Source organism: Euzebya tangerina (assembly GCF_003074135.1).
In the GTDB taxonomy this organism is placed as follows: domain Bacteria; phylum Actinomycetota; class Nitriliruptoria; order Euzebyales; family Euzebyaceae; genus Euzebya; species Euzebya tangerina.
This window is the reverse complement of sequence record NZ_PPDK01000001.1, coordinates 1,987,439-2,011,367: the sequence shown is the minus strand read 5'-3', so window position 1 is coordinate 2,011,367 and position 23,929 is coordinate 1,987,439. Positions and strand designations below refer to the sequence as shown.

At 69.0% G+C, this 23,929-nt stretch carries 22 protein-coding genes and 1 tRNA gene; 12 read left to right on the top strand and 11 right to left on the bottom strand.

The window, feature by feature from the left end; genetic code table 11:
* Positions 1-80: 80 nt before the first annotated feature.
* Positions 81-1,313: a threonine ammonia-lyase gene (ilvA, locus tag C1746_RS09335; RefSeq protein WP_205711787.1), complete on the bottom strand. Its 1,233-nt coding sequence runs from the start codon at positions 1,311-1,313 to the stop codon at positions 81-83.
* Positions 1,310-1,831, bottom strand: coding sequence for a CGNR zinc finger domain-containing protein (locus tag C1746_RS09330; protein WP_116714338.1), 522 nt, complete (start codon positions 1,829-1,831; stop codon positions 1,310-1,312). The genes ilvA and C1746_RS09330 overlap by 4 nt, the downstream gene beginning before the upstream one ends.
* A gap of 205 nt (positions 1,832-2,036) precedes the next feature.
* On the opposite strand from C1746_RS09330, the gene C1746_RS09325 reads away from it, so the two are divergent.
* Entirely contained in the window at positions 2,037-2,669 is a 633-nt protein-coding gene (locus C1746_RS09325; protein ID WP_116714337.1) for a hypothetical protein, read from the top strand.
* 52 nt (positions 2,670-2,721) lie between these two features.
* On the opposite strand, the gene C1746_RS09320 is transcribed toward C1746_RS09325, so the two are convergent.
* From C1746_RS09320 to C1746_RS09305, 4 genes are all read right to left on the bottom strand, one after another.
* Positions 2,722-3,495, bottom strand: coding sequence for an SCO1664 family protein (locus tag C1746_RS09320; RefSeq protein ID WP_116714336.1), 774 nt, complete (start codon positions 3,493-3,495; stop codon positions 2,722-2,724).
* Entirely contained in the window at positions 3,492-4,043 is a 552-nt protein-coding gene (locus C1746_RS09315; RefSeq protein ID WP_116714335.1) for a DUF3090 family protein, read from the bottom strand. The genes C1746_RS09320 and C1746_RS09315 overlap by 4 nt, the downstream gene beginning before the upstream one ends.
* A gap of 76 nt (positions 4,044-4,119) precedes the next feature.
* Positions 4,120-4,731 carry a histidine phosphatase family protein gene (locus C1746_RS09310; RefSeq protein WP_116714334.1) on the bottom strand — a complete coding sequence of 204 codons (612 nt, stop codon included), beginning with the start codon at positions 4,729-4,731 and terminating at the stop codon, positions 4,120-4,122.
* Positions 4,732-4,743: 12 nt separating this feature from the next.
* Complete coding sequence (locus C1746_RS09305; RefSeq protein WP_116714333.1) at positions 4,744-5,364, bottom strand: TetR/AcrR family transcriptional regulator; 621 nt, start codon at positions 5,362-5,364, stop codon at positions 4,744-4,746.
* 48 nt (positions 5,365-5,412) lie between these two features.
* Between C1746_RS09305 and C1746_RS09300 the strand changes: the two genes are divergently transcribed.
* Positions 5,413-6,144: an SDR family NAD(P)-dependent oxidoreductase gene (locus C1746_RS09300; protein WP_116715642.1), complete on the top strand. Its 732-nt coding sequence runs from the start codon at positions 5,413-5,415 to the stop codon at positions 6,142-6,144.
* A gap of 64 nt (positions 6,145-6,208) precedes the next feature.
* On the top strand, positions 6,209-7,606 hold the full coding sequence (locus C1746_RS09295; RefSeq protein ID WP_116714332.1) for a class II fumarate hydratase: 1,398 nt from the start codon (positions 6,209-6,211) through the stop codon (positions 7,604-7,606).
* Positions 7,607-7,679: 73 nt separating this feature from the next.
* Here C1746_RS09295 and C1746_RS09290 read toward each other — a convergent pair whose 3' ends face one another.
* The 4 genes from C1746_RS09290 to C1746_RS09275 form a co-directional block, all read right to left on the bottom strand.
* Positions 7,680-10,172, bottom strand: coding sequence for a [protein-PII] uridylyltransferase family protein (locus tag C1746_RS09290; RefSeq protein ID WP_162867569.1), 2,493 nt, complete (start codon positions 10,170-10,172; stop codon positions 7,680-7,682).
* 1 nt (position 10,173) lies between these two features.
* The gene (locus C1746_RS09285; RefSeq protein ID WP_116714330.1) at positions 10,174-10,512 is read right to left on the bottom strand and encodes a P-II family nitrogen regulator; all 339 of its coding nucleotides are present in this window, start codon (positions 10,510-10,512) and stop codon (positions 10,174-10,176) included.
* A 124-nt stretch (positions 10,513-10,636) separates the two neighbouring features.
* Complete coding sequence (locus tag C1746_RS09280) at positions 10,637-11,275, bottom strand: response regulator (protein ID WP_116714329.1); 639 nt, start codon at positions 11,273-11,275, stop codon at positions 10,637-10,639.
* A 42-nt stretch (positions 11,276-11,317) separates the two neighbouring features.
* Positions 11,318-12,430, bottom strand: a complete 1,113-nt coding sequence (locus C1746_RS09275; protein ID WP_116714328.1) for an NYN domain-containing protein — start codon at positions 12,428-12,430, stop codon at positions 11,318-11,320.
* Positions 12,431-12,538: 108 nt separating this feature from the next.
* Here C1746_RS09275 and C1746_RS09270 point away from each other — a divergent pair, with 108 nt between their 5' ends.
* Positions 12,539-14,293 carry an acyl-CoA dehydrogenase family protein gene (locus tag C1746_RS09270; RefSeq protein ID WP_116714327.1) on the top strand — a complete coding sequence of 585 codons (1,755 nt, stop codon included), beginning with the start codon at positions 12,539-12,541 and terminating at the stop codon, positions 14,291-14,293.
* Between the two features lie 84 nt (positions 14,294-14,377).
* Here C1746_RS09270 and C1746_RS09265 read toward each other — a convergent pair whose 3' ends face one another.
* Entirely contained in the window at positions 14,378-15,136 is a 759-nt protein-coding gene (locus C1746_RS09265; protein WP_116714326.1) for a GntR family transcriptional regulator, read from the bottom strand.
* Between the two features lie 106 nt (positions 15,137-15,242).
* On the opposite strand from C1746_RS09265, the gene C1746_RS09260 reads away from it, so the two are divergent.
* The 8 genes from C1746_RS09260 to C1746_RS09225 all read left to right on the top strand — a co-directional run bounded on the left by C1746_RS09260 (position 15,243) and on the right by C1746_RS09225 (position 23,837).
* The gene (locus C1746_RS09260; RefSeq protein WP_116714325.1) at positions 15,243-16,316 is read left to right on the top strand and encodes a cation diffusion facilitator family transporter; all 1,074 of its coding nucleotides are present in this window, start codon (positions 15,243-15,245) and stop codon (positions 16,314-16,316) included.
* A 56-nt stretch (positions 16,317-16,372) separates the two neighbouring features.
* Positions 16,373-18,415: an ABC transporter ATP-binding protein gene (locus C1746_RS22740; RefSeq protein WP_116714324.1), complete on the top strand. Its 2,043-nt coding sequence runs from the start codon at positions 16,373-16,375 to the stop codon at positions 18,413-18,415.
* Positions 18,416-18,469: 54 nt separating this feature from the next.
* Positions 18,470-20,275, top strand: a complete 1,806-nt coding sequence (locus tag C1746_RS09250) for an ABC transporter substrate-binding protein (RefSeq protein ID WP_116714323.1) — start codon at positions 18,470-18,472, stop codon at positions 20,273-20,275.
* Between the two features lie 26 nt (positions 20,276-20,301).
* Complete coding sequence (locus C1746_RS09245) at positions 20,302-21,276, top strand: ABC transporter permease (protein WP_116714322.1); 975 nt, start codon at positions 20,302-20,304, stop codon at positions 21,274-21,276.
* Complete coding sequence (locus C1746_RS09240) at positions 21,273-22,154, top strand: ABC transporter permease (protein WP_205711786.1); 882 nt, start codon at positions 21,273-21,275, stop codon at positions 22,152-22,154. The genes C1746_RS09245 and C1746_RS09240 overlap by 4 nt, the downstream gene beginning before the upstream one ends.
* A gap of 9 nt (positions 22,155-22,163) precedes the next feature.
* Positions 22,164-22,700, top strand: a complete 537-nt coding sequence (locus tag C1746_RS22950; RefSeq protein ID WP_116714321.1) for a cupin domain-containing protein — start codon at positions 22,164-22,166, stop codon at positions 22,698-22,700.
* Positions 22,697-23,755: an alpha/beta hydrolase family protein gene (locus tag C1746_RS09230; RefSeq protein ID WP_116714320.1), complete on the top strand. Its 1,059-nt coding sequence runs from the start codon at positions 22,697-22,699 to the stop codon at positions 23,753-23,755. The genes C1746_RS22950 and C1746_RS09230 overlap by 4 nt, the downstream gene beginning before the upstream one ends.
* 8 nt (positions 23,756-23,763) lie before the next feature.
* Positions 23,764-23,837: transfer RNA gene (locus C1746_RS09225), tRNA-Leu, on the top strand.
* The last annotated feature ends 92 nt before the right edge of the window (positions 23,838-23,929 follow it).

The window sequence follows — 23,929 nt, the reverse complement described above, 5'->3', positions numbered from 1 at the left end:
TGGTGGCACGGGCTGCCGGGACAGGCCGGCGGGCGCGGGCTGGCGGTCGCGGTGGAGGAGCGCTGGTCCGCAAGACTCCCTCAGTCGGGGATCTCCGCCTCCACGGGGTACCCGGCCTCCTCCAGGACCCGGACCACCTCACGGATGTGGGCAACGCCGCGGGTCTCGAGCTGGATCTCGACGCCCACTTCCAGCAGCCCGAGCGCCGTGTTGAGACGGTGGTGCTGGATGGCGAGCACGTTGGCCTTGGCCCCCGCGATCAGGCCGAGGAGTTGTGCCAGTGCGCCGGGGCGATCCCCTACCCGGGTGTTGACCACCAGATACCGGCCCTCCTCGTACAGGCCTGACTGGATGATCTTGCCCAGCAGCAGCGGGTCGACGTTGCCCCCGCACAGGAGCGGGACGGCCGGTCCGGTGATGTCCAGGTCACCCCGCAGCAGTGCGGCGAGCGGGGCGGCTCCCGCCGGCTCGACCACCTGCTTGGCCCGTTCGACCAAGAGGAGCACGGCGCGCGCGATGTCCTCGTCGGTGACCACGACGACGTCATCGACCAGCCGGTGGATGTGCGCGAAGGGCACGTCCCCAACCCGCTTCACCGCGATGCCATCGGCGAAGGTCCCGATCTCGGGCAGCGTCACGGCGTGGCCGGCCCCCAGGGCCTGGACGGCGCTGGCCGCCCCCGCGGGTTCCACACCGATGATGCGGATGTCCGGCCGGAGCGCCTTGAGAGCGACGGCAACGCCAGCGATCAGCCCTCCGCCCCCGATGGCCACCAGGACCGTCGCGGCTTCCGGTGCCTGCTCCAGGATCTCGAGCCCCAGCGTCCCCTGGCCGGCGATCACGTCGGGGTGGTCGAACGGATGGACGAAGGTGGCGCCGTGCTCGTGCTCGAACGCCCGGGCTGCCTCCAGCGCGTCATCGAACGTGGCGCCGCCGAGGACGACGTTCGCACCGTACCCGCGCGTTGCCTCGACCTTGGGGAGCGGCGCATCGGCCGGCATGAAGACCGTCGAGGTGACGCCGATGGTCGATGCCGCCAAGGCCACGCCCTGCGCGTGGTTGCCGGCCGAGGCGCAGACCACCCCGGCGGCTCGCTCCGCCTCTCCCAGGACCGCGATCCGATTGGCCGCGCCGCGGATCTTGAACGACCCGGTCCGCTGCAGGTGCTCGCACTTCAGCAGCGTCTCCACTCCGGTGATGGCGCTGACCGAGCGAGACTCCTCGATGGGAGTTCTTTGGATCAGATCCTGGATGCGTTCACGCGCCGCGCGGATGTCGTCGATGCCGACCAGCTTCGAGTCGTCGTGACTCACTCTGACCGCGTCCGCTCCCGATGACGTGCCACGTGGACCCGATTGGCACACGTCCTCGAGCAGAATCGCTGCCGCCCGTTGCGGGTGGTGTCGACGAAGACGTCCTCGCAGTCAGGGCACACACCCAGCCGGTCAGCCCCGTAGTCGCAGAAGACGAGCGCGACGGCCATCGTCATCGACGTCGCGATCATCCGCAGATGCCCGGCTCCTGGCGGTCCGTAGTGCAGGTGAAACCCCTGGCCGTCGTGGTCCGTGATGGTCGGATGCGGCTGGTAGAACGCGATCAGCTCGTTGAGGATCCGGGCCTGGTCCGCCTCGTCGTCCGCCAAGAAGACACTCCGCAGACGGCTGGCCAGGTGTGTGAGCCCTTCGATGTCGATGCCCCGCTCCCACGTCCCGAAGCGGACCAGCAACTCCTCCAGCTCATCGTCGGAGATCGAACGCTCCCCGTTCGCCAGGCCGTTCGTCAGCGCGACGGTCTCTTCCATCGTCTGCGTCGTGTAATGACCGTAGTCCATTGACTAATTACAACCTCATCTGTAAGGTCCAACTCGCTCTGACAGCTTACCAAGGAAGGTCAGACCATGGACCGCCAGGTCATCTCCACCCACCGCACCAGCGACGGGATCATTGCCTACGTCCGACAGGACGGCCAGGTCCGGATCTATCGGCTGGACTCCCACGGCGGCAAGCGCGTCAAGTAGCGCGCGGCATGATGGCCATGTGAGCGAATCGCGGTCGACGACAACCGATGTCGGTGCCCAGCCCCCGCGCCGCAGCGGCACCTTCTTCGTGGTGGCGGCTGGCGCCTTCCTGCTGGTGTTCCTGGTGGTCATCCTGACCATCTCCCCACGGCTGCAGGACGATCTGGGTCTGAACGCCGGGTTGGGCTTCGATCCACCGCCCGACGGGCCGGTGACGAGCCCCCTCCTGTTGGCCGGCGCCGAGGTCGGCCAGGCCACATGGTCACGCGACGGCGTCTGCGCCGAGGTGACGGACAGCGAAGGCTCGATCTATCGCACCTGCGCAACACCGGATCCGCTGCGGCCGATCTGGGGCATCGACGCGCCGGACGACGCGGACCCCGCCTACGTGATCGTTGCGTCGCCGCCCGAGGTGGCCACCGTCGGCGGCACGACGACCACGGGTGAGGGACTGAACGGGCTCACCCAGGCGCGGGAACTGCCGGCCGCGTGGACGCTGATCCCACTCCCCGAGAACGCGGTCGTCAGCGAGGTGATCGCCTTCGACACCGGCGGCTCGGACCTCGGCAACGCGTTGTGCGGGGATGAGGAGGCTCCAACAGGCGGTCCTGACCGGCTGCAGGGCGGGTGTCTGGTCCCCCAACAGGACTGACGCGCCGGGCTCGCCCCGGCCACATCGCTGATCGGTGGCGTGGTCGTCCGGCTCAGATGGGCGGCCAGGGGTACCAGCGGTCCTGCGAGGGGATCCGCGGCATGGCTGTCATGCCGGCAACCTGTTCGCACCGGGCGCGCAGGACGTCCACCTCGCGGATGGTCAGTAGCTCGTGCAGCCGCCTGGCGAAGGGTTCATCGCCAGCGATGCAGCGCTCCAGTCGCCGGAGGTCGTCCTTGTCCTCCTCGCGAAACGGCACGTCCGGCAGGTCCCAGATGACCGTCCGCAGCTTGGTCTCGGTGTGGAAGGTCAGTCCGTGGTCGATGCCGTACAGCTGATCGGCCCCACTGCGCCGCAGGACGTGCCCACCCTTGCGGTCGGCGTTGTTGCACACCATGTCGAACATCGCCATGCGGACGAGTTGCGGCCAGAGCGAGGCGTCCTCGACCAGCTCGAAGTAGTGATCCGCGGGGTCGTGTGGCACGAAGAGCTGGAGGGAGCCCTCACCTCGCGGGCCCGTGCGCACCACGGTAGGTGGCACGAGGTCCCACCCCAGGAAGGCACTGACTTCGAAGGCCGCCACCTCCCGCAGGTACAGCTCGCCGGGGAAGTCCCACAGCGGCCGCTCGTGCTGGCCGGGCTTGTAGATCGCGTAGCGCTGCTCGGCCTCGGATCCCAGGTGGACCAGCATGGTCCCGTTGCTGGCGGAGGAGATGAACCCGAGCATCGTGATCTCGTCCTCGGCCAGGTGCACCAGGCCGTCGCCGTGGCTTCGGGCGAAGGCGGCAGCCTCGCTGTCGAACACGCTGAGCCCGCTCGCGCTCATATGCGCTTCGGACCGGACCCGTTCGTCAACGGGCAGCCCATGCACCCAGCCAGTGGGTCACGAAGGCCCTCACACACCTGACACCGCTCCCGTCCCCCGTGTTCGACGGCGAACGCGGCGAACGCCGTCATGGCGGTCATCTGCTCACGGTCCATCACGAAGCGCGCCGTTGCGGGTTCGATCTCGTCGGGGTCCAGCGACTCCGGATCGGTTCCCGGCTCCAGCGTCACCAACTCAACCGCCTCGAGCACGAAGATCTCGGCAGCCTCGTCCGTACCGAGGCTCATCTGTCCGGCTCGCCAGACCGGCTGGACCGGACCGTGCAACTCGAGCGTGGAGTCGACATCGTCCGGGACGATCGTGACCCCGGCCTCGGCGAGCAGGCGTTGGGCGAGGTCGGCGAACGAACGGATCTGCGCCTTCTCCACGACGAGCGCGACGTACTCGCCGTCCTTGCGGGCCTGGACGTAGAAGGTGCGGTCTCCCGGCGGCCCGATCGAGGATGCGGTGATCCACTCCACGGGGTCGAAGTCGAAGCTCGGGCTCATGCGCGCCGCCAGTCCTGCGAGAATCCCGCCGGCTCGGAGCCGGACGGCTGGGGCGGCGCGGTGCGCAGCACGGGAATCATCGCAACTCCCCGCCGTAGGGGACGTGGTTCGTGGAGTGGACGACGGGTCGTTCCCCCTTGCCGGTCGAGATGACGGTGACCGACGCGGGGTCGACGCGCAGCCGCTGGAACGTGTCGAAGGGCATCCCGGAGTAGAACGCGATGAGCATCTTGATGATGTCGGCGTGGCTGGTCACGATCACGTTCTTGGCGTTGTGCTTGGCCGCGATCGCCTCGATCTGGTCGACCGCGCGGGCCTGGGCGCCCCGCATGCTCTCGCCGTCGGGAAACGTGACCAGCGACGGCGTCTGCTGAATCACCGGCCACAGCTTGTGCTTGAACAGCGGCTTGAGGGGCTTGTCGGTCCAGCGGCCGAAGTCCATCTCGATCACGCCCGGCGCGTCACGCACCTTGAGCCGATGGGGCCGCGCGATGATCTCTGCCGTCTCGGTGGTGCGGGGCAGCGGCGAGGCGTAGACGGCACCGAACTTGGTTCCGGCCAGAACGTCCCGGGTGACCGCCGCCTGGGCCTGCCCCTTCTCCGAGAGCGACGCCTGCGTGCGACCGCCCAGTCTCGAGCCCGTGGCCTCGGTCACTGCATGCCGGACCAGGTGGATCGTTGCTGCCATGAGCAGCCGAGCCTAGTCGTCCACCGCCGAACTGCCCGATGCACGGGAGATGAGGTGTCGTGCCAGCTCGTGTCCGCTGCGGGCCGGACCGGCGGCACCCAGGTGCGCGGCGCTGGTGTACATGCCGTCGATGAGTACGGCGAGGTGGTCTCCGAGCTCGGAGGCACCCGTCAACTCCTCGGCCAGCCCCCGCAACCGTGCTCGAAGGCCCTCGCGGTAGGCACGGGCCTGCACCCGAGCGGGATGGGCCGGGTCGTCGAACTCGATCGAGGCGTTGTTGAACGGACAGCCTCGAGACCCATCGCCCTCGATGTGGGTTCGGACGCCGTCCACGATCGCTGCCATGGCCTCGGCAGGCCGCCCGGTGTGGGCCGCGATGTCGGCATCGATGAAGCCGAGGGTCACCCTCGCCCGCCGCTCGAGGTAGGCGCCGATCAGCTCGTCCTTGCTCGGGAAGAGGCGATATACCGTCGCCTTGCCGAGCCCCGTCTCCCGGATGAGCTCGTCCATGCCGACCTCGTGGACCCCCCGCTCGTAGAACAGCCGGGCGGCGACGTCGAGCACCCGGCGCGCTCGCTCCTCCCGCGGGAGGCGCTGCCGGCCCGGGCGTCGGGGGGTTGACCGTTCAGTCATCACCAGTCATTGTGACGGAACAGTCCGTTTCAATCAAGGATGTGGGTGATGGCAGAACTCGATGGGCGTGTGGCGCTCGTGAGCGGGTCGACGCGGGGAATCGGGCAGGAGGTGGCCCGACAGCTGATCGGCGCCGGTGCAACGGTCTACGTCAGCGGGCGCGACCCGGCGACCGCATCCCAGACCGCTGACGCCCTCGGGGATGGTGCCCGCAGCCTGCCACTGCCGCTGGATGTCGCGGATGCCGGCAGCATCAGCGCCTACGCAGCCGCCCTCGCCGCGGCCGAAGCACAGCTGGACATCCTGGTCAACAACGCCGCCGCGTTCGTCGACTGGACCGAGTCCACCTCCGGTGCGGACCTCGACCGGTCGCGCCAGGTCCTCGACGTCAACCTGTACGGCACCTGGGCCATGATCCAGGCCTTCCTGCCACAGCTCCGCTCCAGTGCCCACCCGCGGATCGTCAACGTGTCCAGCGGGGCTGGCAGCCACGCCGATCCCGACTTCGGGCTCACCGCCCGCGGCGGCGCTGCGGCCAGCTACGGGATCAGCAAGGCCGCTATCAACGCGCTGACCAGCAGTCTTGCCGCTGAACTCGCCGAGGACGATGTCCTCGTCAACGCCGTCTGTCCCGGCCTGACGGCAACGTTCCCGGGCGCCGAGCAGATGGGTGCCAGGCCGATCGAGGACGGGGCCCGCTCCGTCGTGTATGCCGCGACGCTGCCCGACGATGGCCCCTCCGGCGGCTTCTTCCGGGATGGGGAGCCGCTGGGCTGGTAGCTGATCGCGATCCGCCGGCCCGCAGGCATCGCCGCGGACGGGACGGCGCTCTATCGTGAGCGCCATGAGCGACTTCCGAATCGAATCAGACTCCATGGGCGACATGCAGGTGCCCGCGAAGGCCTACTACGGCGCGCAGACGCAGCGTGCTGCGGAGAACTTCCCGATCTCCGGCCAGCCCATCCCGCCGGCGCTCATCAAGGCCCTCGGCCAGATCAAGGCCTCAGCAGCCGTGGTCAATCGGAACAAGGGCGTCATCACGCCGGCACAGTTCGACGGGATCGCCGCGGCAGCCCAGGAGGTGATCGACGGGACCCTGAACGACCACTTCGTCGTGGACGTGTTCCAGACCGGGTCCGGGACCTCCTCGAACATGAACACCAACGAGGTGATCGCGAACCGGGCGACGGAGATCCTCGGCGGGGACCTCGGCTCGAAGCTCGTCCACCCGAACGACCACGTCAACGCGGGGCAGTCCTCCAACGACGTGTTCCCAACCGCCGTCCACGTCGCCAGCTACCAGGCTTGCGCGGCGGACCTGGTTCCGGCGCTGGAGTACCTTCACCAGGCCCTCGCGGACAAGGCGGAGGCGTTCGCCGACGTGGTCAAGTCCGGCAGGACGCATCTGATGGACGCGACGCCGGTGACGCTCGGACAGGAGTTCTCCGGCTACGCGCGCCAGGTGGAACTGGGCAAGGTCCGGGTCGAGAGTGCGATGGAGCGGGTTGCCGAACTCCCACTGGGCGGAACGGCCGTGGGCACCGGCCTGAACGCGCCCGAGGGCATGACCGATGGTGTGATCGCGGATCTGCGGGAGCGGACGGGCCTGGATGCCCTGCGGGAGGCCGAGAACCACTTCGAGGCGCAGGGCGCGCGCGACGCGTTGGTCGAACTCTCCGGTGCCTTCAAGGTGATTGCGGCGAGCCTGACCAAGATCGCCAACGACCTGCGCTGGATGGGCTCGGGGCCGCGGACCGGCCTCGGGGAGATCCGGCTGCCGGAGATCCAGCCGGGCTCCTCGATCATGCCAGCCAAGGTCAACCCGGTGATCCCCGAGTCGGTGACCCAGGTCGCCGCCCAGGTGATCGGCAACGATGCGGCCGTCACGATCGGCGGGCTCTCCGGCAACTTCGAACTGAACGTGTACATCCCGATGATGGCCCGCAACGTGCTCGAGTCCATCACGCTGCTGTCCAACACCTGCCGCAACTTCGTCGACAAGTGCATCGCCGGCGTCGAGGCCGACGTCGAGCGCAACACCGAGCTGGTCGAGAAGAACCTCTCGTCGGTGACCGCACTGGTGCCGGCCATCGGCTACGACCTCTCAGCGGAGCTGGCCAAGAAGGCGCTGAAGGAGGACCGCCCGCTCCGTGAGGTCGTCAAGGCGGACTCGGGGCTGTCCGAGGACGAGGTCGACCGCATCCTCGACATGAAGAAGATGACGGAGGGCGGGGTGTTGTAGCCGCAGCCACTGAGCAACAGGTTGCGCGAAGCCGACCCCAGGTGGGCCAGGTCCAACATGCTGCAGAATGGCCTCAGGCGACGGCCGGCGTGTCCAGCAGCGCTGGTTCGAGCGCGGCCTCCAACTCCTCCAGCGGCGGGAGCTCACCCGACACGAAGAAGGCGTCCCGCACCTCCGGACCCAGGGTCGCGACCAGGGCTCCCGTCAGCTCGGTCCCGAGGTCCGACAGGACCCGTGACACGCGGTACAGCACCCCGGGGCTGTCGGGCCCCCGGACCTCCACACGGGTGACGTCCCCCCGGTCATAGGTGCTCACCCGGATCGGGACGGGCCGGGCCAGGACCGGGGGTCGGACGTCTCGCGACCGCTCCCGTCGCTCGACCGCTTCGGCGACCTCGTGCTCGTTGCGCTCCATGGCCTCCAGATCGGCGATCACGCGCTCCCAGTCGACCTCCTCCGGCGGGGTGACCACGAACCAGTCGAGCACCGTCCCGTCGTCATGGGTGAAGGCCCGTGCCTGTTCCACCTCGATCCGATTCGAGGCCAGCACCCCGACGACGTCGGCGAACAGGCCGTGACGGTCCGTGGCCACCACCGTCAGCGTGACGACCGAGTCGACGGGGCCGGGGCGAACCGCAGCTCGAATCCCGGCGGAGAAGCTCTCGAGCAGTGAGCAGTGGGCGGCCACCTGCTCGGGGCCGGCGTGGCGCAGGTACCGCTCGGGCAGGCCGCCCACGGTGCTGCGGAGCAGCCCGACGTCCCCATCGAAGTGGCGGGCCGATCGGACCACGAGGTCCGCCGGGCTCGGTCCGGCGAGCACGCCGACCTGGCCGACCAGCAGCCGACGCACCTTGCCGTGCAGCCGCGAGATCAGCAGGTCCTTCCACTCCGACCAGGCGGCCCTGCCCGTGGCCCGGGAGTCCGCGATGCCCAGCAGGTACAGCCCGTCCAACGTCTCGACGTCGCCGACCATGAGCGCGACACGTTCGATCTCGTCCGGGTCGTCGATGTCCCGCTGGGTGGCCACATCCGGCAGGACCAGGTGCAGCAGGATGAGCTTGGCGATCTGGTCCGCCCGCTTGCCGCTGAAGCCCATGTGGAGCATCCACTGGCGGCCGATGATCTCCCCCGACTCCGAGTGATCCCCCGGCCAGGCCTTCCCGACGTCGTGCAGCCAGGTGCCGAGGACCACACCGTCCGGATCCTCCATCTCGGAGAAGATGTCTGCGTGGGCCGGATCCAGCTGGCCACTGACGACATCCGCGAGCCACGCCACCGCCTGGAGCGCGTGGGTGTCCAGGTCGAAGGTGTGCAACGGGTTGCGTTGGGGGCGCCCACGGACCTTGTGCCACTCCGGCAGGTAGGCATCCCACAGCCCCAGGTAGTCGGCATCGCGCATGGCTGCCATGCCGCGCCGTCCCGAGCGCAACATGCGCAGGAGGGCGCCGCGACTGTCCTCGTCCCACTCGAGCGATCCGGCCGTGGCGACCTCGCGGCGGAGCACCATCGCGCTGCGGCGCCCGACGACCGTGCCGTGCTCCGCGGCTGCGGCGACGGCGCGCAACCCGAGCGAGCGGTCGTCCGCCAGGCCTGCCCCCGGGGTGACCTCGATGAGACCGTCGATCAGGACCAACCCGTGATCCACCGGACGGGGGGAGGGCCGGCGACGACGGCGACCGCTGGTCGCGTCTTCCAGCATCACGGGCCAGGTCCGCGCGTGGAGGTGCGCGATGGTGCGGGTTGCCAGACCCACCTCGCGGAGCAGGTCGTCGCCGTCACCCATGCCGAGGCGGACGGCGACCTCGTCCTGCAGGTCCAGCCGGAGGGTGTTGCGGACGGACTTGTCCCCGACCATGTGCAGGGCACAGCGGGCCGCCAGCAGCTGATCGCCGGCACCGGCCAGACGGGCTCGCTCGTCAGCACCCAGGTAGCCGGCGCTGACGAGCGGGTCCAGCCCGGCCTCGCCGAGCAGGATCGCTCCCGCCCACTGCATCGAGTGCAGGTCCCGCAGCCCGCCGGCACCGCTCTTCAGATCCGGTTCGAGCGCTCCGGCGGTGCCCCCGTGGCGTCGTTGACGGTCCGCGTCCGCCTCCACGATCTGTGTGGCGAAGGCCCCGCCATTCCTCCTGAGCCACTTCGCCATCCGGGCCGACAGGTCGTCGGCGAGGCCGGATGATCCGGCGACGAGCCGACGGTCGGTCAGCGCCGTGGCGGTGTCGATTCGGTCGCCCGTCGACCGCACCGCCTCCTTCACGGTGCGCACGGCATGGCCGACGGAGAGGCCGGCGTCCCACAACGGGTAGCAGACGGCCTGGACCAGGCCTTCGAGATCGGGCCCCGGCCACCCGTCGTGCAGGATCAGCAGGTCGATGTCCGACCCGGGACACAACCCTCGTCGGGCGTAGGATCCCAGGGCGATCAGCGACACCACACCGCCTCGTCGGCTCTGTGACTGGTGGTCGGCCAGAGCCGACCGGATGGTGTCGTCGACGATGGCGGTCCAGGCGTGCGACCAGGCTCGGCCGGGTTCCTCGGCTACGGACCGAACGTCGAGGCGGCCGCTCAACTCAGATGGCGTCGGGACCCTGCTCACCAGTGCGGATGCGGACGACGTCATCGAGGGCCATCACGGCGACCTTGCCGTCCCCGATCTTGCCGGTCCGCGCCGACTTGACGATCGCATCGATGACACCGTCGACCTGGTCGTCGTCGACCATGACCTCGATGCGGCTCTTCGGCACGAAGTCCACCTGGTACTCCGCACCGCGGTAGACCTCGGTGTGGCCGCGCTGCCGTCCGAAGCCGCGGGCCTCGGACACGGTGAGGCCGGCGACACCGACTTCACGCAGGGCTTCTTTGACGTCCTCGACCTTGAACGGCTTCACGATGGCCATGACGAGTTTCACGGTGTCTCCTTCAGACTGGCTGTGGCTCTCCCGGAAGGCCCGGGTCTTGCTGAGACCGCAGCGTATTGGTGCCATGGTTTCTGACCAACATCCGTGGTGTTTCGATGCTGTTAAGCAGTCGTGCTCACCCCAGCAGGCCTCGGCGGAAGGCGTGAGCGACCAGCTCCGTTCGGTCGTGGACGTCGAACTTCTTGAACAGGTTCTCCATGTGCTTCTGGGCCGTCCGGGTGCTGATCCCGAGGTGCTCCGCGATCTCACGGTTGGCCTTGCCGTCAGCGACCAACTCGAGGACCTCCTGCTCCCGCTTGGTCACGCCCGGCTGACCCAGCGGCACCCCACGCTGGGCGTCCGCCAGCAGCTTCGGCACGAACTCCTGCCCGATGACGGTCTCGCCCGCGAAGGCGCTGCGGATCCCGGCTACCAGGTCGTCGGCGGCGACGCTCTTCAGCAGATAGCCATCGGCTCCGGCGGCCAGCGCATCCCGGAGGTGCCGCGACGAGTCGTGCACGCTGAGCATCAGGATCGTGACCTCGGAGCCCTTCTCGCGAAGACGCCGAGCCACCTCGACACCCTCCTCCTCGCCTAGTCGCAGGTCCAGCAAAACGACCCCGGGTTCGGCCTGCTCCACGACGTCGAGCGCCTCCTCGACCTTCCCGGCCTCGCCCACCACGGCGATGTCATGGTGGGCGGTGAGCATCGTGCGCAGGCCCATGCGGACCATCGCGTGGTCGTCGACGATGACGACACCGATCGGCTCAGCCACTCCCTCGCCTCCTTGGTCTGTCGGCTTGCTGGAGGGTACTCGTCAGCTGCTGACCATGGAAAGGACGTAGTCGTCGACGTCGTCGTCCCACTCCATGGACACGATGTCCCGCGTCCGCGCCGCCTTGCAGAACTGCAGGAACCCGCCGAAGCCGAAGCGCTTCTCCGAGAAGTCGGGCTGAATCGCCCGCATCTTGTCCTTGAGGCCTGACAGCGGTGTGGGCTGGTTGTCTCGCACGACGTCGCCGAGCAACTCGAAGGCATCGGCTTCGGTCTTGGAGGTCTCGGGGAAGCCGACTTCCGGGTCACCCTTCGCCGCGCTGCTCGACAGCTCGATGACGTCCTTGGACTCCATGTCGCGCAGGAACTCCCCGAAGGCGCGGAAGCCGTAGTCCGCCTCGCTGAAGGTCGGGTCCTTCCGCAGGATGGCGCGCTTGAGCGCCGAAGCCAGCACCACCCCTCCACTGGACCGCTGCAGGCCCGAGAGGGTCTGTGTCACCAGCTTGCCGACATCGGTGTGCCGAGGCGCGTCATCAGCCGAGTCATCGTCGGAGGTGGACGAGGTCGACTCCTCGGGCTGCGACGACTTCTTCGACGACGACCCGCCCGACCCACGGCCCGACGAGCTGCGGCCCCCGCCGCTGCGACGACCGGAGCGGCCCTTCTTGGTCGGCAGGTCCACGCCCTCCAGTCGCTCGTAGAAGAGGAATTCGTCACACGCCGGCGGCAGCATCTTGGAGGTCGAGGCCTCCAGGCCCACGCCGATCACCCGCTTGTTGAGCTCGCGGAGCTTGTTGACGAGCGGCGTGAAGTCGCTGTCGCCGGTGCAGATCACGAAGGTGGTCATGTACTCGCGCTCGAAGACCAACTCGATGGCATCGACCGCCATCTTGATGTCGGCGGCATTCTTGCGGACCGCCCCCATCCGCTGGGGGATCTCGATGAGCTCCACGTTCTCACGCGTCAACATCCGGCGGTCCGAGTCGAAGTAGGACCAGTCGGCGTAGGCCTTGCGGACGACCACGCGACCTCGTTCGGCCAGGGCATCAGCCAGGGGCCGGAGGGCGAACTGCATGCCGCGCAGGTCTTCTCGGGCACCGATGGCCAGGTTCTCGTAGTCGAGGAATAGCGCGATGCGCTCCTCGTCGGCGGTCATGGGGAGAGGCTCCTTGGGTTGGAATGTCTTCACACCATACGCGGAGCCATCTTGGCTCACGTCGACGTGCCAACCGAGCCGGGCGGGACTCCGCGATAGTGTTCGAACATGGACTTCATCCAGGACGGGCCCAGCCTGCCGAACACCTACGACGCCGATCCGATCTTCCGGTCGCACCTCCGGCGTCTGCTCCCTGCTGCCCGGTGGGAGGAGATCCAGCCCGAGCTTCGCCAGCTTGGGGAGCGCGCGGCTGGCGAGCTGCTTGACCTCGCGACCCAGGCTCAGCGCGAGGAACCCACGCTGGAGCAGTACGACGCCTGGGGACGGCGCGTTGACCACATCGCGGTGTCGTCTGCCTGGACGAGGCTCCACGAGGTCCAGGCGTCCCTGGGACTGGCAGCCATCCCCTACGAGCGACCCGACGATCCCCACGCGCGCCTGGAGCAGATGGCCCTGGTGCACCTGTACGGCCCCTCCTCCGCCGTCTACACCTGCCCGGTCTCGATGACCGACGCGGCTGCACGGGTGCTGACCGACGTCGGCGAGCCCGAGGTGCGCGACCGTGTGGTGCCCCGCCTGACCGGGAGGACCCCCGACGCCTGGACGTCAGGCCAGTGGATGACGGAGAAGCCCGGCGGCTCGGATGTGGGACGCACCGAGACGGTCGCCCACCCGCTGCCGGACGGCGGCTTCGCGCTGAGCGGGACCAAGTGGTTCACCTCGGCCACCACAGCGGACTGTGCGCTTGCGCTGGCCCGGACGGCAGCGGCCGACGGTTCCGTGGTGGCGGGATCGCGGGGGCTTGGCCTGTACCTGGTCGAGCGCGTCGACCCACGTGATGGGCGCTCGCAGATCGGCCGCACCATCCAGGTCAGACGCCTGAAGGACAAGCTCGGGACCAAGTCCCTCCCCACGGCCGAACTCGACCTGGTGGGGGCGTATGCCACGCCGGTCGGGCCGCCGCACCGCGGGGTCAAGTCGATCGTTGGCATGCTGACCGTCACCCGGCTGTGGAATGCCTACTGGTCCATGAGCAGCCAGGCACGTGGCCTGCAGCTCGCCCTGTCCTACGGGCAGGTCCGCCAGGCGTTCGGACGCCGCCTACTGGACCTGCCGCTGCACCGCACGACCCTGGCCGATCTGGCCGTGGAGTACGAGGGATCGGCCGCCATCGTCGCGCGTGCCGCCCAGCTGATGGGACGCGCCGAGACCGGGACGGCCTCGCCTGCAGAGGCACTCGCCCGCCGGGCGCTGATGCCAGTCGTCAAGCTGCTGACCGCCCGCTCGGCCGTGGCTGCCGCGTCCGAGGTGGTCGAGTCCTTCGGCGGCGCCGGCTACGTCGAGAACACCGGGCTGCCCGCGCTGCTCCGGGACGCCCAGGTGCTCTCGATCTGGGAGGGCACCACCAACGTGTTGTCCCTGGACCTGCTGCGGGCGGCCGTCCGTGAGGATGCCGTGGCGGCGTTCCTGGAGGACGCAGCAGACCGCATGACCGGCACGGACAGTCCCGACCTGGCCGAGCCCGTCAGCGTGGTCGCGGCCCACTTGCGGCGGCTGGCCGAGGGGGCGGCGGCCTTCGCCTCCTCCGACGCCGCCGACGTGGAGGCGACCATGCGGATCTTCGCGCTGCGTGCCGGGCGGGTCTACACGGCCGCCCTGCTGGTCGAACACGCCTCGCATCGGATCGCCAAGGACGACGACCACGCCGGGGTTGCGGTGGTGCGCCGCTTCATCGACCGGCACCTGACCGGCCCGGCTGCCCCGCTCCCCGACCCGGCCCGTCGGGCAGACACCGATCAGATCCTGGCGGCTGCACTCCGGGGCTGGCCCGATTCGGTCACCACGGCGCCGACGCAGGCGTGAGGTAGCCCGATCAGAGCGCGTGAGTTCATGCATGCGTGCCCGCGCGCGGTCGGGTCGGCCACCGACCAGGCGTAGGGGGCAGGCTCAGAGGGCCTGGCCGAGCATGACGTCCTCGGCCGAGGCGGCGGGGCCGCTGCCGGCCAACGTCGCCATGATCGCCGCCATCACCGCATCTCGGCTGGCCTGCACCTGCTGGCGGGCAAGACGCTCGGCGGCGTCGGCATCCCCTGCGTCGAGGGCGTCCATCAGCGCGGCGTGCCCGCCGTGGTCGTGGTGCTCTCCGCTGGTCTGAGCTTCGGCGTGTCCTGACCCCTCCCCCAACGGCAGACCGATGAAGAAGAGTCGCTGGATCTCCTCGAGCAGATTGCCCAGCGTGGCAGCCAGACGCGCGCTACCCGAGGCGTGAGCCAGCGCCATGTGAAACGCGGTGGCCTGTGTCGCACGGGTTCCCGCGTCGTCGTCCGGATCGTGTGCGGCCAGTCGCCCCAGCTCCGCGAGCGTGTCAGGATCAGCCCGCGCGGCCGCCAGTCGGGCCGCCTCCGGTTCGAGCAGCAGCCGAAGACCGAACAGCTCCTTCACATCCGCCAGGGAGATGTCGCTGACCCGGTAGCCCTGTCGCGGGATCACCTGGACGAACCCCTCGTGCGACAGCATCCCCAGGGCCTCACGGACGGGGGTCTTGCTCATCTCGAGCTCGGCCGCCAACTCCCCCTCGAACATCGACGTGCCCGGCGCCAGCTCGCAGGTGAGGATCCGCTCCTTGAGGTGCAGGTACGCCCGGGTGGTGGCGCTCTGCGCCGGCGGGTGCGCCGGGCGATGTGCCTGGGTGTGGTAGCGGGACACACGTGGACCCTAGTGCTCTGGACTGAGGGACTCCTTGACCGTCAGATATATCTGTATAGACTTGCTGATATATCTAAGGCCCTGCCCTGCAGGTATCCGTGCGCCGATGGGAACGCCAGTGCCCGACCACGACAACCAACACGACCACGACCACCAGCACGACCACGACCACCCGTCAGGTCCCCTGGCGTGGCTGAAGGAGCTCTACCAGCCGCACAGCCACGACTCGGCGGACTCGGTCGACACTGCCCTGGAATCCTCGGAGCAGGGGATTCGTGCCGTGAAGATCTCGCTGGTCGGCCTGCTCGTCACGGCGCTGCTGCAGGTTGTCGTGGTCCTCATCACGGGCTCGGTGGCGCTCCTCGCCGACACCATCCACAACTTCTCGGACGGGCTGACCTCGATCCCGCTCTGGATCGCCTTCGTCCTCGGTCGCCGGGGAGCGACGACGAGCTTCACCTTCGGGTTCCGCCGGGCCGAGGACCTCTCAGGGCTGTTCATCGTGGCGATGATCGCCCTCTCGGCCGTCGTCGCCGGCTGGGAGTCGATCGGCCGGCTGGTCGAACCACAGGAGGTCAACAACGTCGGCCTGCTCGTGGCTGCGGGGATCATCGGCTTCCTCGGCAACGAGGCCGTCGCCCTGTACCGCATCAGGATCGGGAACCAGATCGGGTCAGCAGCGCTGATCGCCGATGGCCACCACGCTCGCACGGACGGGCTCACCTCGCTCGCCGTCGTGTTCGGCGGCATCGGCGTCTGGGCCGGCTTCCCGCTGGCGGACCCGATCATCGGTCTGCTGATCACGGTCGCGATCCTCTTCGTCCTCCGCGACGCCCTGCGCCAGGTCTTCCGGCGCCTGATGGACGGCGTCGATCCCGCCGTCACCGAGACGATCCAGCGCCTGGCTGACGACGTCGATGGCGTCCTCGGCACCGACCAGGTCCGGGTCCGCTGGTTGGGCCACCGCATGGAGGCGAGCCTGCACATCAAGGTCGACGGGGCGCTGTCGGTGGCTGCAGGTCACGAGGTGGCCGAGGCCGTCCGACACACCCTCTTCCACGGCGTGGCCAGGCTCGAGGAGGTCACCGTCCACGTGGATCCGAGCGGGAACGACCACCACGAGCTGACCCGACATCACGATGATCGTCGGGTCGTAGCGGGCAAAAAGCCTCCCAGCTGACGGACCGGCCGGGAGAAAGACATCAAACCGACACGTCGGTCGTGAAGAGTGGGGGCATGACGGTCGCCGGCCCCCTCCTCGACGTGCGGGACCTTCGGGTATCGTTTGCGACGCCTCGCGGGCGTGTCCTGGCACTCGATGGCATCGAGCTCTCGGTGGACCCCGGCGAGGTCCTGGCCGTGGTGGGTGAGTCCGGCTCGGGCAAGAGCGTGTCGATGCTGGCCACCATGGGACTGCTGCCGGCCACGGCGGCCGTCAGCGGGCACATCATCCTGGCAGGCGAATCACTCCTCCACGCCTCGGCCAAGCGGATGCGGGCCATACGGGGCCGAGACATGGCGATGGTCTTCCAGGACCCGATGTCCTCCCTGAACCCGGTGCACTCCGTCGGCCGCCAGATCGGCGAGTCCCTGCAGCTGCACACCGACCTCTCGCGGCGTGAGCGACGCACCCGTGTGATCGACCTGCTCGACCGGGTCGGCATACCAGCCGCAGCACGCCGCGTGGATGACCATCCCCACGAGTTCTCCGGCGGCATGCGGCAGCGCGCCATGATCGCGATGGCGCTTGCCTGCAACCCGAAGCTGCTGATCGCCGACGAGCCGACCACCGCACTCGACGTCACCGTGCAGCGCCAGATCGTCGAGTTGGTCAGGGACCTGCAGGCGGAGACCGGCATGTCCGTCGTGTGGATCACCCACGATCTCGGGGTCGTGGCCGAGCTGGCCGACCGTGTCAGCGTCCTGTACGGCGGCCGGGTCATGGAGACCGGCACCGCCCAGCAGGTCTACCGCGGCTCGGGTCACCCGTACACCGCCGGCCTGCTGCGCTCCATCCCAGGTCTGGACGGCGAGGTGACCGGCACGCTCCCCGAGATACCCGGCTCGCCGGAGGTGGTCACCGAACCCCACACCGGCTGTGCCTTCGTCGATCGGTGTCCGATGGCCGACGACGCCTGCCAGAGCACACCAACCGAGCTGACCCCGCTGGCGGAGGACGGCCACCGGACGGCCTGCCTGAGACATGCGGACATCGTCCGGGAGCTCAGATGGGCGGCCCCGACCACCCGATCCTGGACCTCTCGGACCGAGGGGCCGGGTGTTGCGATCCGCGACCTCTCGGTGCACTTCGACGTCCGGCGTGGCTTCCTCGGCTCCCGGTCGGCCACGGTCCGTGCCGTGGACGGCGTCACCCTCGACGTGCGCCCCGGTCGCACCCTGGGTGTGGTCGGCGAGAGCGGCTGTGGCAAGACCACCCTGGGCCGTGCCCTGGTCGGACTGGTCGAGCCGACAGCCGGCACGATCACCCTGAACGGCGTGGCCGTGACCTCCAAGCCGGGTCCCCATCGGCGTGGCATCCAGATGATCTTCCAGGATCCCTTCTCGTCGATGAACCCGGGCGCCCGGGTGATCGACGTCGTCGCCGAGCCCATGCGCATCCACGGACTGGTCGAGGAGGACCGGATCGAGGAGAGCGTCATCGAACTGCTGGCGGCCGTGGGATTGCCAGCGGACGCGGTGTCGCGCTACCCCCACGAGTTCTCCGGCGGTCAACGACAACGCATCGCGGTGGCGCGGGCCATCGCCGCCCAGCCCGACGTCATCGTGTGCGACGAGCCGGTCTCCGCCCTCGACGTGTCGGTGCAGGCCCAGATCGTCAACCTGTTGGCAACCGTGCAGATCGAGCGCGGACTCGGCTTTCTCTTCATCGCCCACGACCTGGCCGTCGTCCGCCACATCTCCGATGATGTGGCCGTGATGTACCTGGGCCAGATCGTCGAGCGGGCACCTCGCGACCAGCTCTACGCCAACCCCCTGCACCCCTACACCGTCGCGCTGCTGGCCGCGGTGCCCTCCCCCGAGCCCCGAGCCCAGGACGACGAGGGGGAGGACGGTGGTCGCGGCGAGGACACCCGGCTCAGGGGAGACCTGCCGAGCCCGTTGGCCCCGCCCAGCGGCTGTAGATTTCACACCCGCTGCCCCCTGGCCGTTCCCGGGACCTGCGACGTCGAGGTCCCCACGCTTCGTGCCATCACGGCCGACCGCACCGTTGCCTGCCATCTGGTCGAGCCAGCCGGTGGAACCGCAGTACCCCAGTGATCGTCCCCTCGTCCGATGCCCCCAACAGCACACGACCCTCGACCAAGGAACGACATGATGAAGACGCTCAACCGAACCGGCTCGAACACCGCTTGGCTGCGACTGCTCGCGATGTCGCTGGCGCTGGCGCTGCTGGCAGCCGCCTGTGGGGGCGGCGACGACGAGGGCGATGACGATGAGGGCGTGGACACCGAGGAGACGGCCGACGCCGCCGACGGTGACGCTGCGACGGAGAGCTCCGATCCGTCCGAGGGTGACACAGAGAGCGACTCCGACGGAGATGCGGTTCTGGCCGAGCCCGACGAGCCGGCGAGTGGATCGGATGCCGCCACCACGCTGCGGGCCGGCATGATCGGCGACGAGGCGTCGCTGAACCCCTACACCTACATCACCGGCTTCCCCGGCTGGAACCTGCTGATGATGCAGTACGACTCGCTGATGCAGATCGACGGAGACGGCATCCCGCAGCCCTGGCTGGCGGAGACCGTCGACGTCTCCGACGACGGACTGACCTACAGCCTGACCCTCGCGGAGGGCGTCACGTTCAACGACGGCGAGACCCTGGACGCCAGCGACGTCGCCTTCACCGTGGACTACTTCCTCAACAACAGCCAGAGCCGGTTCAGCCGGGCACTGGCCGGGGTGACCGGGGCCGAGGCCACCGGCGACCTGACGGTTGACATCACCCTGGAGGCCGCGAACCCGTCGTTCCCGCTCAGCACCCTCTCCGACGTCCCGATCATCCCCGAACACGTCTGGTCGGAGGTCACCGACCCGGAGAACCACCAGTTCGACAGCGTGACCAACGTCGGCTCGGGCCCCTACGTCCTGACCGACTACGCGCCCGACCAGAGCTACACGATGGAGGCCAACCCCGACTACTTCCGCGGCGCCCCCGCCGTCGATGAGCTGGTCCTGGTCCAGTTCGCCGACGACACCGGCGCCCAGGCGGCCATCCGGTCCGGCGAGGTTGACGTGATCTTCGACGGCGTCTCGCCCGAGCAGGTCCCGCTGCTCGATGCGCAGGACCCGATCGACATCGTCCAGGGGCCCGAGTTCTCAACCGACCTGCTGTACTACGACGCCTCCAAGGCACCGTTCGATGACGTCGCCGTCCGGCAGGCCATGTCGCTGGCGATGGACCGGCAGGACATCGTCGACACCGTCTTCCTGGGTGCGGCGACACCCGGATCGGCTGGCTGGATCCACCCGGACCAGGTCAGCTTCAACCCCGACGTCGAGACCACGACCGACGTCGAACAGGCCAACGGACTGCTCGAGGACGCCGGGTACACCGACTCCGATGGGGACGGCATCCGCGAAGCCGACGGCGAGCCCATGTCGTATGAGCTGATCACCCCCTCCGACAACACCCTCCGGCTGCGGACGGCGGAACTGGTGTCAGAGATGCTGGCCGAGATCGGCATCGGGGCTGAGGTCACATCCGTCGAGTCCACCACCTGGGAGGAGGCGGTGTGGCCGGGCTTCGACATCGCCAACGGACGCAACTACGACCTGGCCATGTGGGGCTGGTCGGCGCCGATCCAGGCGGATGCCAGCCGGGTCGCCTCACTGGTGCACTCCGATCCCTCGATCGGCGCGCTCAACCTGACCGCGTTCAGCAATCCGGAGATGGACGAGGTCGCGCAGGCGCTCACCGTCGAGGGTGACCCCGACACCCGACTCGAGCTGATCGGTGAGCTGCAGACCCTCTTCGCCGAGCAACTGCCCTTCGTGACCCTGCTGTACCGCGACGGCGCGTACGCCTACAACAGCGAGGTCTACGGCGAGTGGGAGTTCATCGCCGGTCAGGGCATCGTCAGCAAGCTCTCGCTCTTGCCGGCCGAGGCTCGTCCGTAGCGGCGACGCACCGCCAGGCACGCCGAGTGGGCCGACTCGACACCCGACGGATCGCGCAGTACCTCCTGGTACTCGTGATCGCGGTGACGATCAACTTCCTCCTCCCCCGCTTCATGCCGGGCAACCCCCTGGCACTGATCGCGGGTGTGGACGTCGGCCTGCTCACCCCCGAACAGCGCGCGGAGATCGTGACGGCGGCCGGCCTGGATCAGTCCCTGCTGCAGCAGTACGTCCAGTACTGGGGCAACCTGCTGACCGGCGACCTCGGGTTCTCCTACCGGTCCAGCCGACCGATCATCGAGATGATCACCGAGCGGCTGCCCTGGACGTTGCTGCTGACGTTGGCGTCGCTGGCCATCTCCGCACTCGTCGGCGTGACCACGGGGGCCATCTCGGCGTGGCGGCGCGGCAAGGCCTCGGACCTCACCTCCCTGACGACCATGATCAGCCTGGAGTCGATGCCCCCGTTCTGGCTGGGGATGCTGCTGATCTCCGGCTTCGCCGTCACGCTCGGGATCCTGCCGTCGTTCGGGGCCGAGACAGCAGCCAGCGGCCTCACCGGGTGGGACCGTGCCCTCGACATCGCGCAGCACGCCGTCCTGCCCGTCGCCACCCTCTCCATCGTCTCGACCCCCGCCGTGTACCTGACCATGCGGTACTCGATGCTCGAGACCCTGGGCGAGGACTACATCCGGACGGCCCGAGCCAAGGGCGCCTCGGAGGCGCGGCTGCTGTTCCGCCACGTGGCTCGGAACGCGCTCGCCCCCGTCCTGACGGTGCTGGCGATCCGACTGGGCTTCGCCTTCGGCGGGACCGTCGTGATCGAGACGGTGTTCAGCTATCCCGGGCTCGGCCGGCTGACGTTCGAGGCGGTCGGCGGACGCGACTACCCGGTCATGCAGGCCGCCTTCCTGGTGTTCACCATCGCGATGCTGCTGGCCAACCTGGCAGCCGACCTGATCTACCCGGTGCTCGACCCGCGGACGAGGGCGTCGAGGTGAGTACGGCGATCGACATCGAGCCGGGTTCCGCCGACGCCAAGGCCGCGGCGGGATTGGCCCGACGGCGGCGGCTCCCCCGGATCCTCGGGATCATGGGCGCGGGGATGGTCGCGACCCTGCTGATCATCGCGATCTTCGCGCCGCTGCTGGCCCCCTTCGACCCGACCGAGCGGGTCGCCACACCGTTCCTTCCACCCAGCAGCACGCATCCGCTCGGCACCAACGACGTCGGTAACGACCTCCTGAGCGAGCTGATCTTCGGCACCAGGGTGTCGCTCCTGGTCGGGCTGGTCGCAGCCACCTTCGCCATGCTGATCGGGGGCACGGTCGGAATCCTGGCGGGGTACTACCCGAAGCGGCTCGGGTCGTTCCTCATGCGTGGGGTCGACGTCGTGCTGATCCTGCCGTTCCTCCCGCTGCTGATCGTGCTGGCGGCCTACCTCGGGCGCAGCATCGTCACGACCACGTTCGTGATCGGCATCCTGATCTGGGCGCCGACGGCGCGGGTGATCCGCTCGCAGGTGCTCTCGCTGCGCACCCGGGACTACGTCCTCGCGGCGAAGTCGATGGGGGCACGTGATCGGTGGGCCATCAGGCGCCACGTGCTGCCCCGGACGGCGCTGCTGGGGACCGGCGAGTTCGTGCAGGCCACCGCGCAGGCCATCCTGCTCGAGGCGGCCCTGTCGTTCCTCGGGCTGGGCGATCCCATCCAGAAGAGCTGGGGCTCGATCCTGTTCTGGGCGCAGGAACGCGGCGCCTTCTTCACACCGGCCTGGAAGTGGTGGGTGCTGCCGCCGGGGCTGATGATCATGGCGTCCTCGCTGGGGTTCGCGCTCATGGCGTTCTGGATGGAGGAGCGGATCAATCCCCGCCTCTAGGGTGTCCTGATGAGCGACCTCACCCCGCCCGATTCGACCCTCCTCGAGCCGTCGTCCGAGCCGATCGGTGCGTGCACCGTCCTCCGCGGCGTGGCCGACCTCCCCGGCGTCGACACCCTCGAGGGTCGGGTCGTGCCGCTGCTCTCCGGTGAGAACGTGACGTCCCACATGATCGTGATGGAGCCGGGGATGTGGTGCTACCCGCACCCACACCCGACCGAGAGCCTGATCTTCACCCCATCCGGGCGCTGGGTGTTCTGCACCACCGACGACGAGGGTCAGGAGATCCGGACGGTGCTGGGACCCGGCGACCTCTTCCACATGGATTACGACGTGCCCACGGGCTTCGAGAACCCCTTCGACGAGCCGGCGGTCCTGCTGATCTTCAAGTCCGGCTCGTGGACCCACGCCGAGATGGTGGAGGGGCTGGTGGAGATGCAGGCGAGCCTGGAACGCCAGGTCCGCGAGGAGGGGGCGGTGTTCACCCTGGCCGAGCTACCCGAAGATCATCCGGCTCGTACCTTCGCGGCCTCGCTGGACGCATGACCGGTCAGCACCGCAGGTTCGAGGTCACCTTCCCCTCCGGCGCCGAGACCCTGGTGGGCGACCTGGTCGTGCCGGTGGGGCCGGGACCACATCCTTTGGTGCTGTCCGTGGCCGGAACCGGCCCGCAGAACCGATACGGCGACCAGGTGCTGCCTGACGGGACGGTGCAGCCCCACTCGCGCCACCACTGGGTGGGCGAGCAGCTGGCGCAGGCCGGGATCGCCCAGCTGTGCTGGGACAAGCGAGGGGTGCAGGCGAGCACGGGCGGGCCACGTGAGCCGGGAGATCCGCCGGGTGAGCGAGACAGCTACACCAGTGTCGAGACCGACGTGCAGGACGTCCACGCGGCCATCGAGTTCCTGGCGTCCCGGTCGGAGGTGGACCCCGACCGGATCGTCGTGATGGGCACCAGTGCCGGCGCCCACTTCTCCTGTCGTGTGGCGGAACGGACCGAGATCCCGGCCGCCTACATCCTGTGGGGCGGTGTGCACCAGGACATCGGCGACTTCATCAGCTACATCTACTCGCTCGTGCTGGACTTCAGCGAGCGCGGTCCCGACGAGCTCGCGCTCGTGCAGCGGACGAAGGGACCGTTCCTCGGGGTGGCCCGGGTGTGGCCGCAGATGCTGGCGGCGGCGCGACGGGGTGAGCCGGAGTACCGCTGGACCGACGAGGACGGCACCGAGCGGGTCGACTACCTGGAGCGGACGATCCAGGAGCTCCGGCACGCCTATCCCGAGCAGTTCGCCCACGTCCGGGCACCGGTGATGGTGATCCACGGCGACCGGGACATCAACGTGCCGGTGCAGCAGGCCTACGACTCGGCGGCGGCGCTGAGGGCGGCGGGCAACCCCGACGTCACGCTGGCCATCATCCGCGGGGCTGATCACGGGATGCACACGATCCCGGAGTCGGTTGACGCCGACGCCCACCTGCGCAACTGGATGGCCGGCGAGCTGGACGGCCCGTACTCCCAGCAGTTCATCACGACGGTGGTGGGCTGGATCCGGGACCTCTGGGTGCGGTATCCGGACGGCGCCGGCTCCCTAGACTGAGGACTCTCGGGGGTGTAGCCCAACCGGCAGAGGCACCCGACTTAAAATCGGTCCAGTGCGGGTTCGAATCCCGCCACCCCCACGCGATACGACTCGCTTCGCTCGCGTGTTGACGGCATCGCGTGCGAGACCCGGTCGCCTCATGTGTAGCTTGACCCGGCCAATCCGGTAGAA

What these genes read in the sequence shown, in the direction of transcription:
- C1746_RS09275 (WP_116714328.1), bottom strand. Translation starts at nt 12,430, where the DNA reads ATGACCGCCGACGAGGAGCGCATCGCGCTATTCCTCGACTACGAGAAC.
- C1746_RS09330 (WP_116714338.1), bottom strand. Translation starts at nt 1,831, where the DNA reads ATGGACTACGGTCATTACACGACGCAGACGATGGAAGAGACCGTCGCG.
- C1746_RS09310 (WP_116714334.1), bottom strand. Translation starts at nt 4,731, where the DNA reads ATGGCAGCAACGATCCACCTGGTCCGGCATGCAGTGACCGAGGCCACG.
- C1746_RS09260 (WP_116714325.1), top strand. Translation starts at nt 15,243, where the DNA reads ATGGGAACGCCAGTGCCCGACCACGACAACCAACACGACCACGACCAC.
- C1746_RS09250 (WP_116714323.1), top strand. Translation starts at nt 18,470, where the DNA reads ATGATGAAGACGCTCAACCGAACCGGCTCGAACACCGCTTGGCTGCGA.
- C1746_RS09300 (WP_116715642.1), top strand. Translation starts at nt 5,413, where the DNA reads ATGGCAGAACTCGATGGGCGTGTGGCGCTCGTGAGCGGGTCGACGCGG.
- C1746_RS22950 (WP_116714321.1), top strand. Translation starts at nt 22,164, where the DNA reads ATGAGCGACCTCACCCCGCCCGATTCGACCCTCCTCGAGCCGTCGTCC.
- C1746_RS09295 (WP_116714332.1), top strand. Translation starts at nt 6,209, where the DNA reads ATGAGCGACTTCCGAATCGAATCAGACTCCATGGGCGACATGCAGGTG.
- C1746_RS22740 (WP_116714324.1), top strand. Translation starts at nt 16,373, where the DNA reads ATGACGGTCGCCGGCCCCCTCCTCGACGTGCGGGACCTTCGGGTATCG.
- C1746_RS09315 (WP_116714335.1), bottom strand. Translation starts at nt 4,043, where the DNA reads ATGAGCCCGAGCTTCGACTTCGACCCCGTGGAGTGGATCACCGCATCC.
- C1746_RS09320 (WP_116714336.1), bottom strand. Translation starts at nt 3,495, where the DNA reads ATGAGCGCGAGCGGGCTCAGCGTGTTCGACAGCGAGGCTGCCGCCTTC.
- C1746_RS09305 (WP_116714333.1), bottom strand. Translation starts at nt 5,364, where the DNA reads ATGACTGAACGGTCAACCCCCCGACGCCCGGGCCGGCAGCGCCTCCCG.
- C1746_RS09270 (WP_116714327.1), top strand. Translation starts at nt 12,539, where the DNA reads ATGGACTTCATCCAGGACGGGCCCAGCCTGCCGAACACCTACGACGCC.
- C1746_RS09230 (WP_116714320.1), top strand. Translation starts at nt 22,697, where the DNA reads ATGACCGGTCAGCACCGCAGGTTCGAGGTCACCTTCCCCTCCGGCGCC.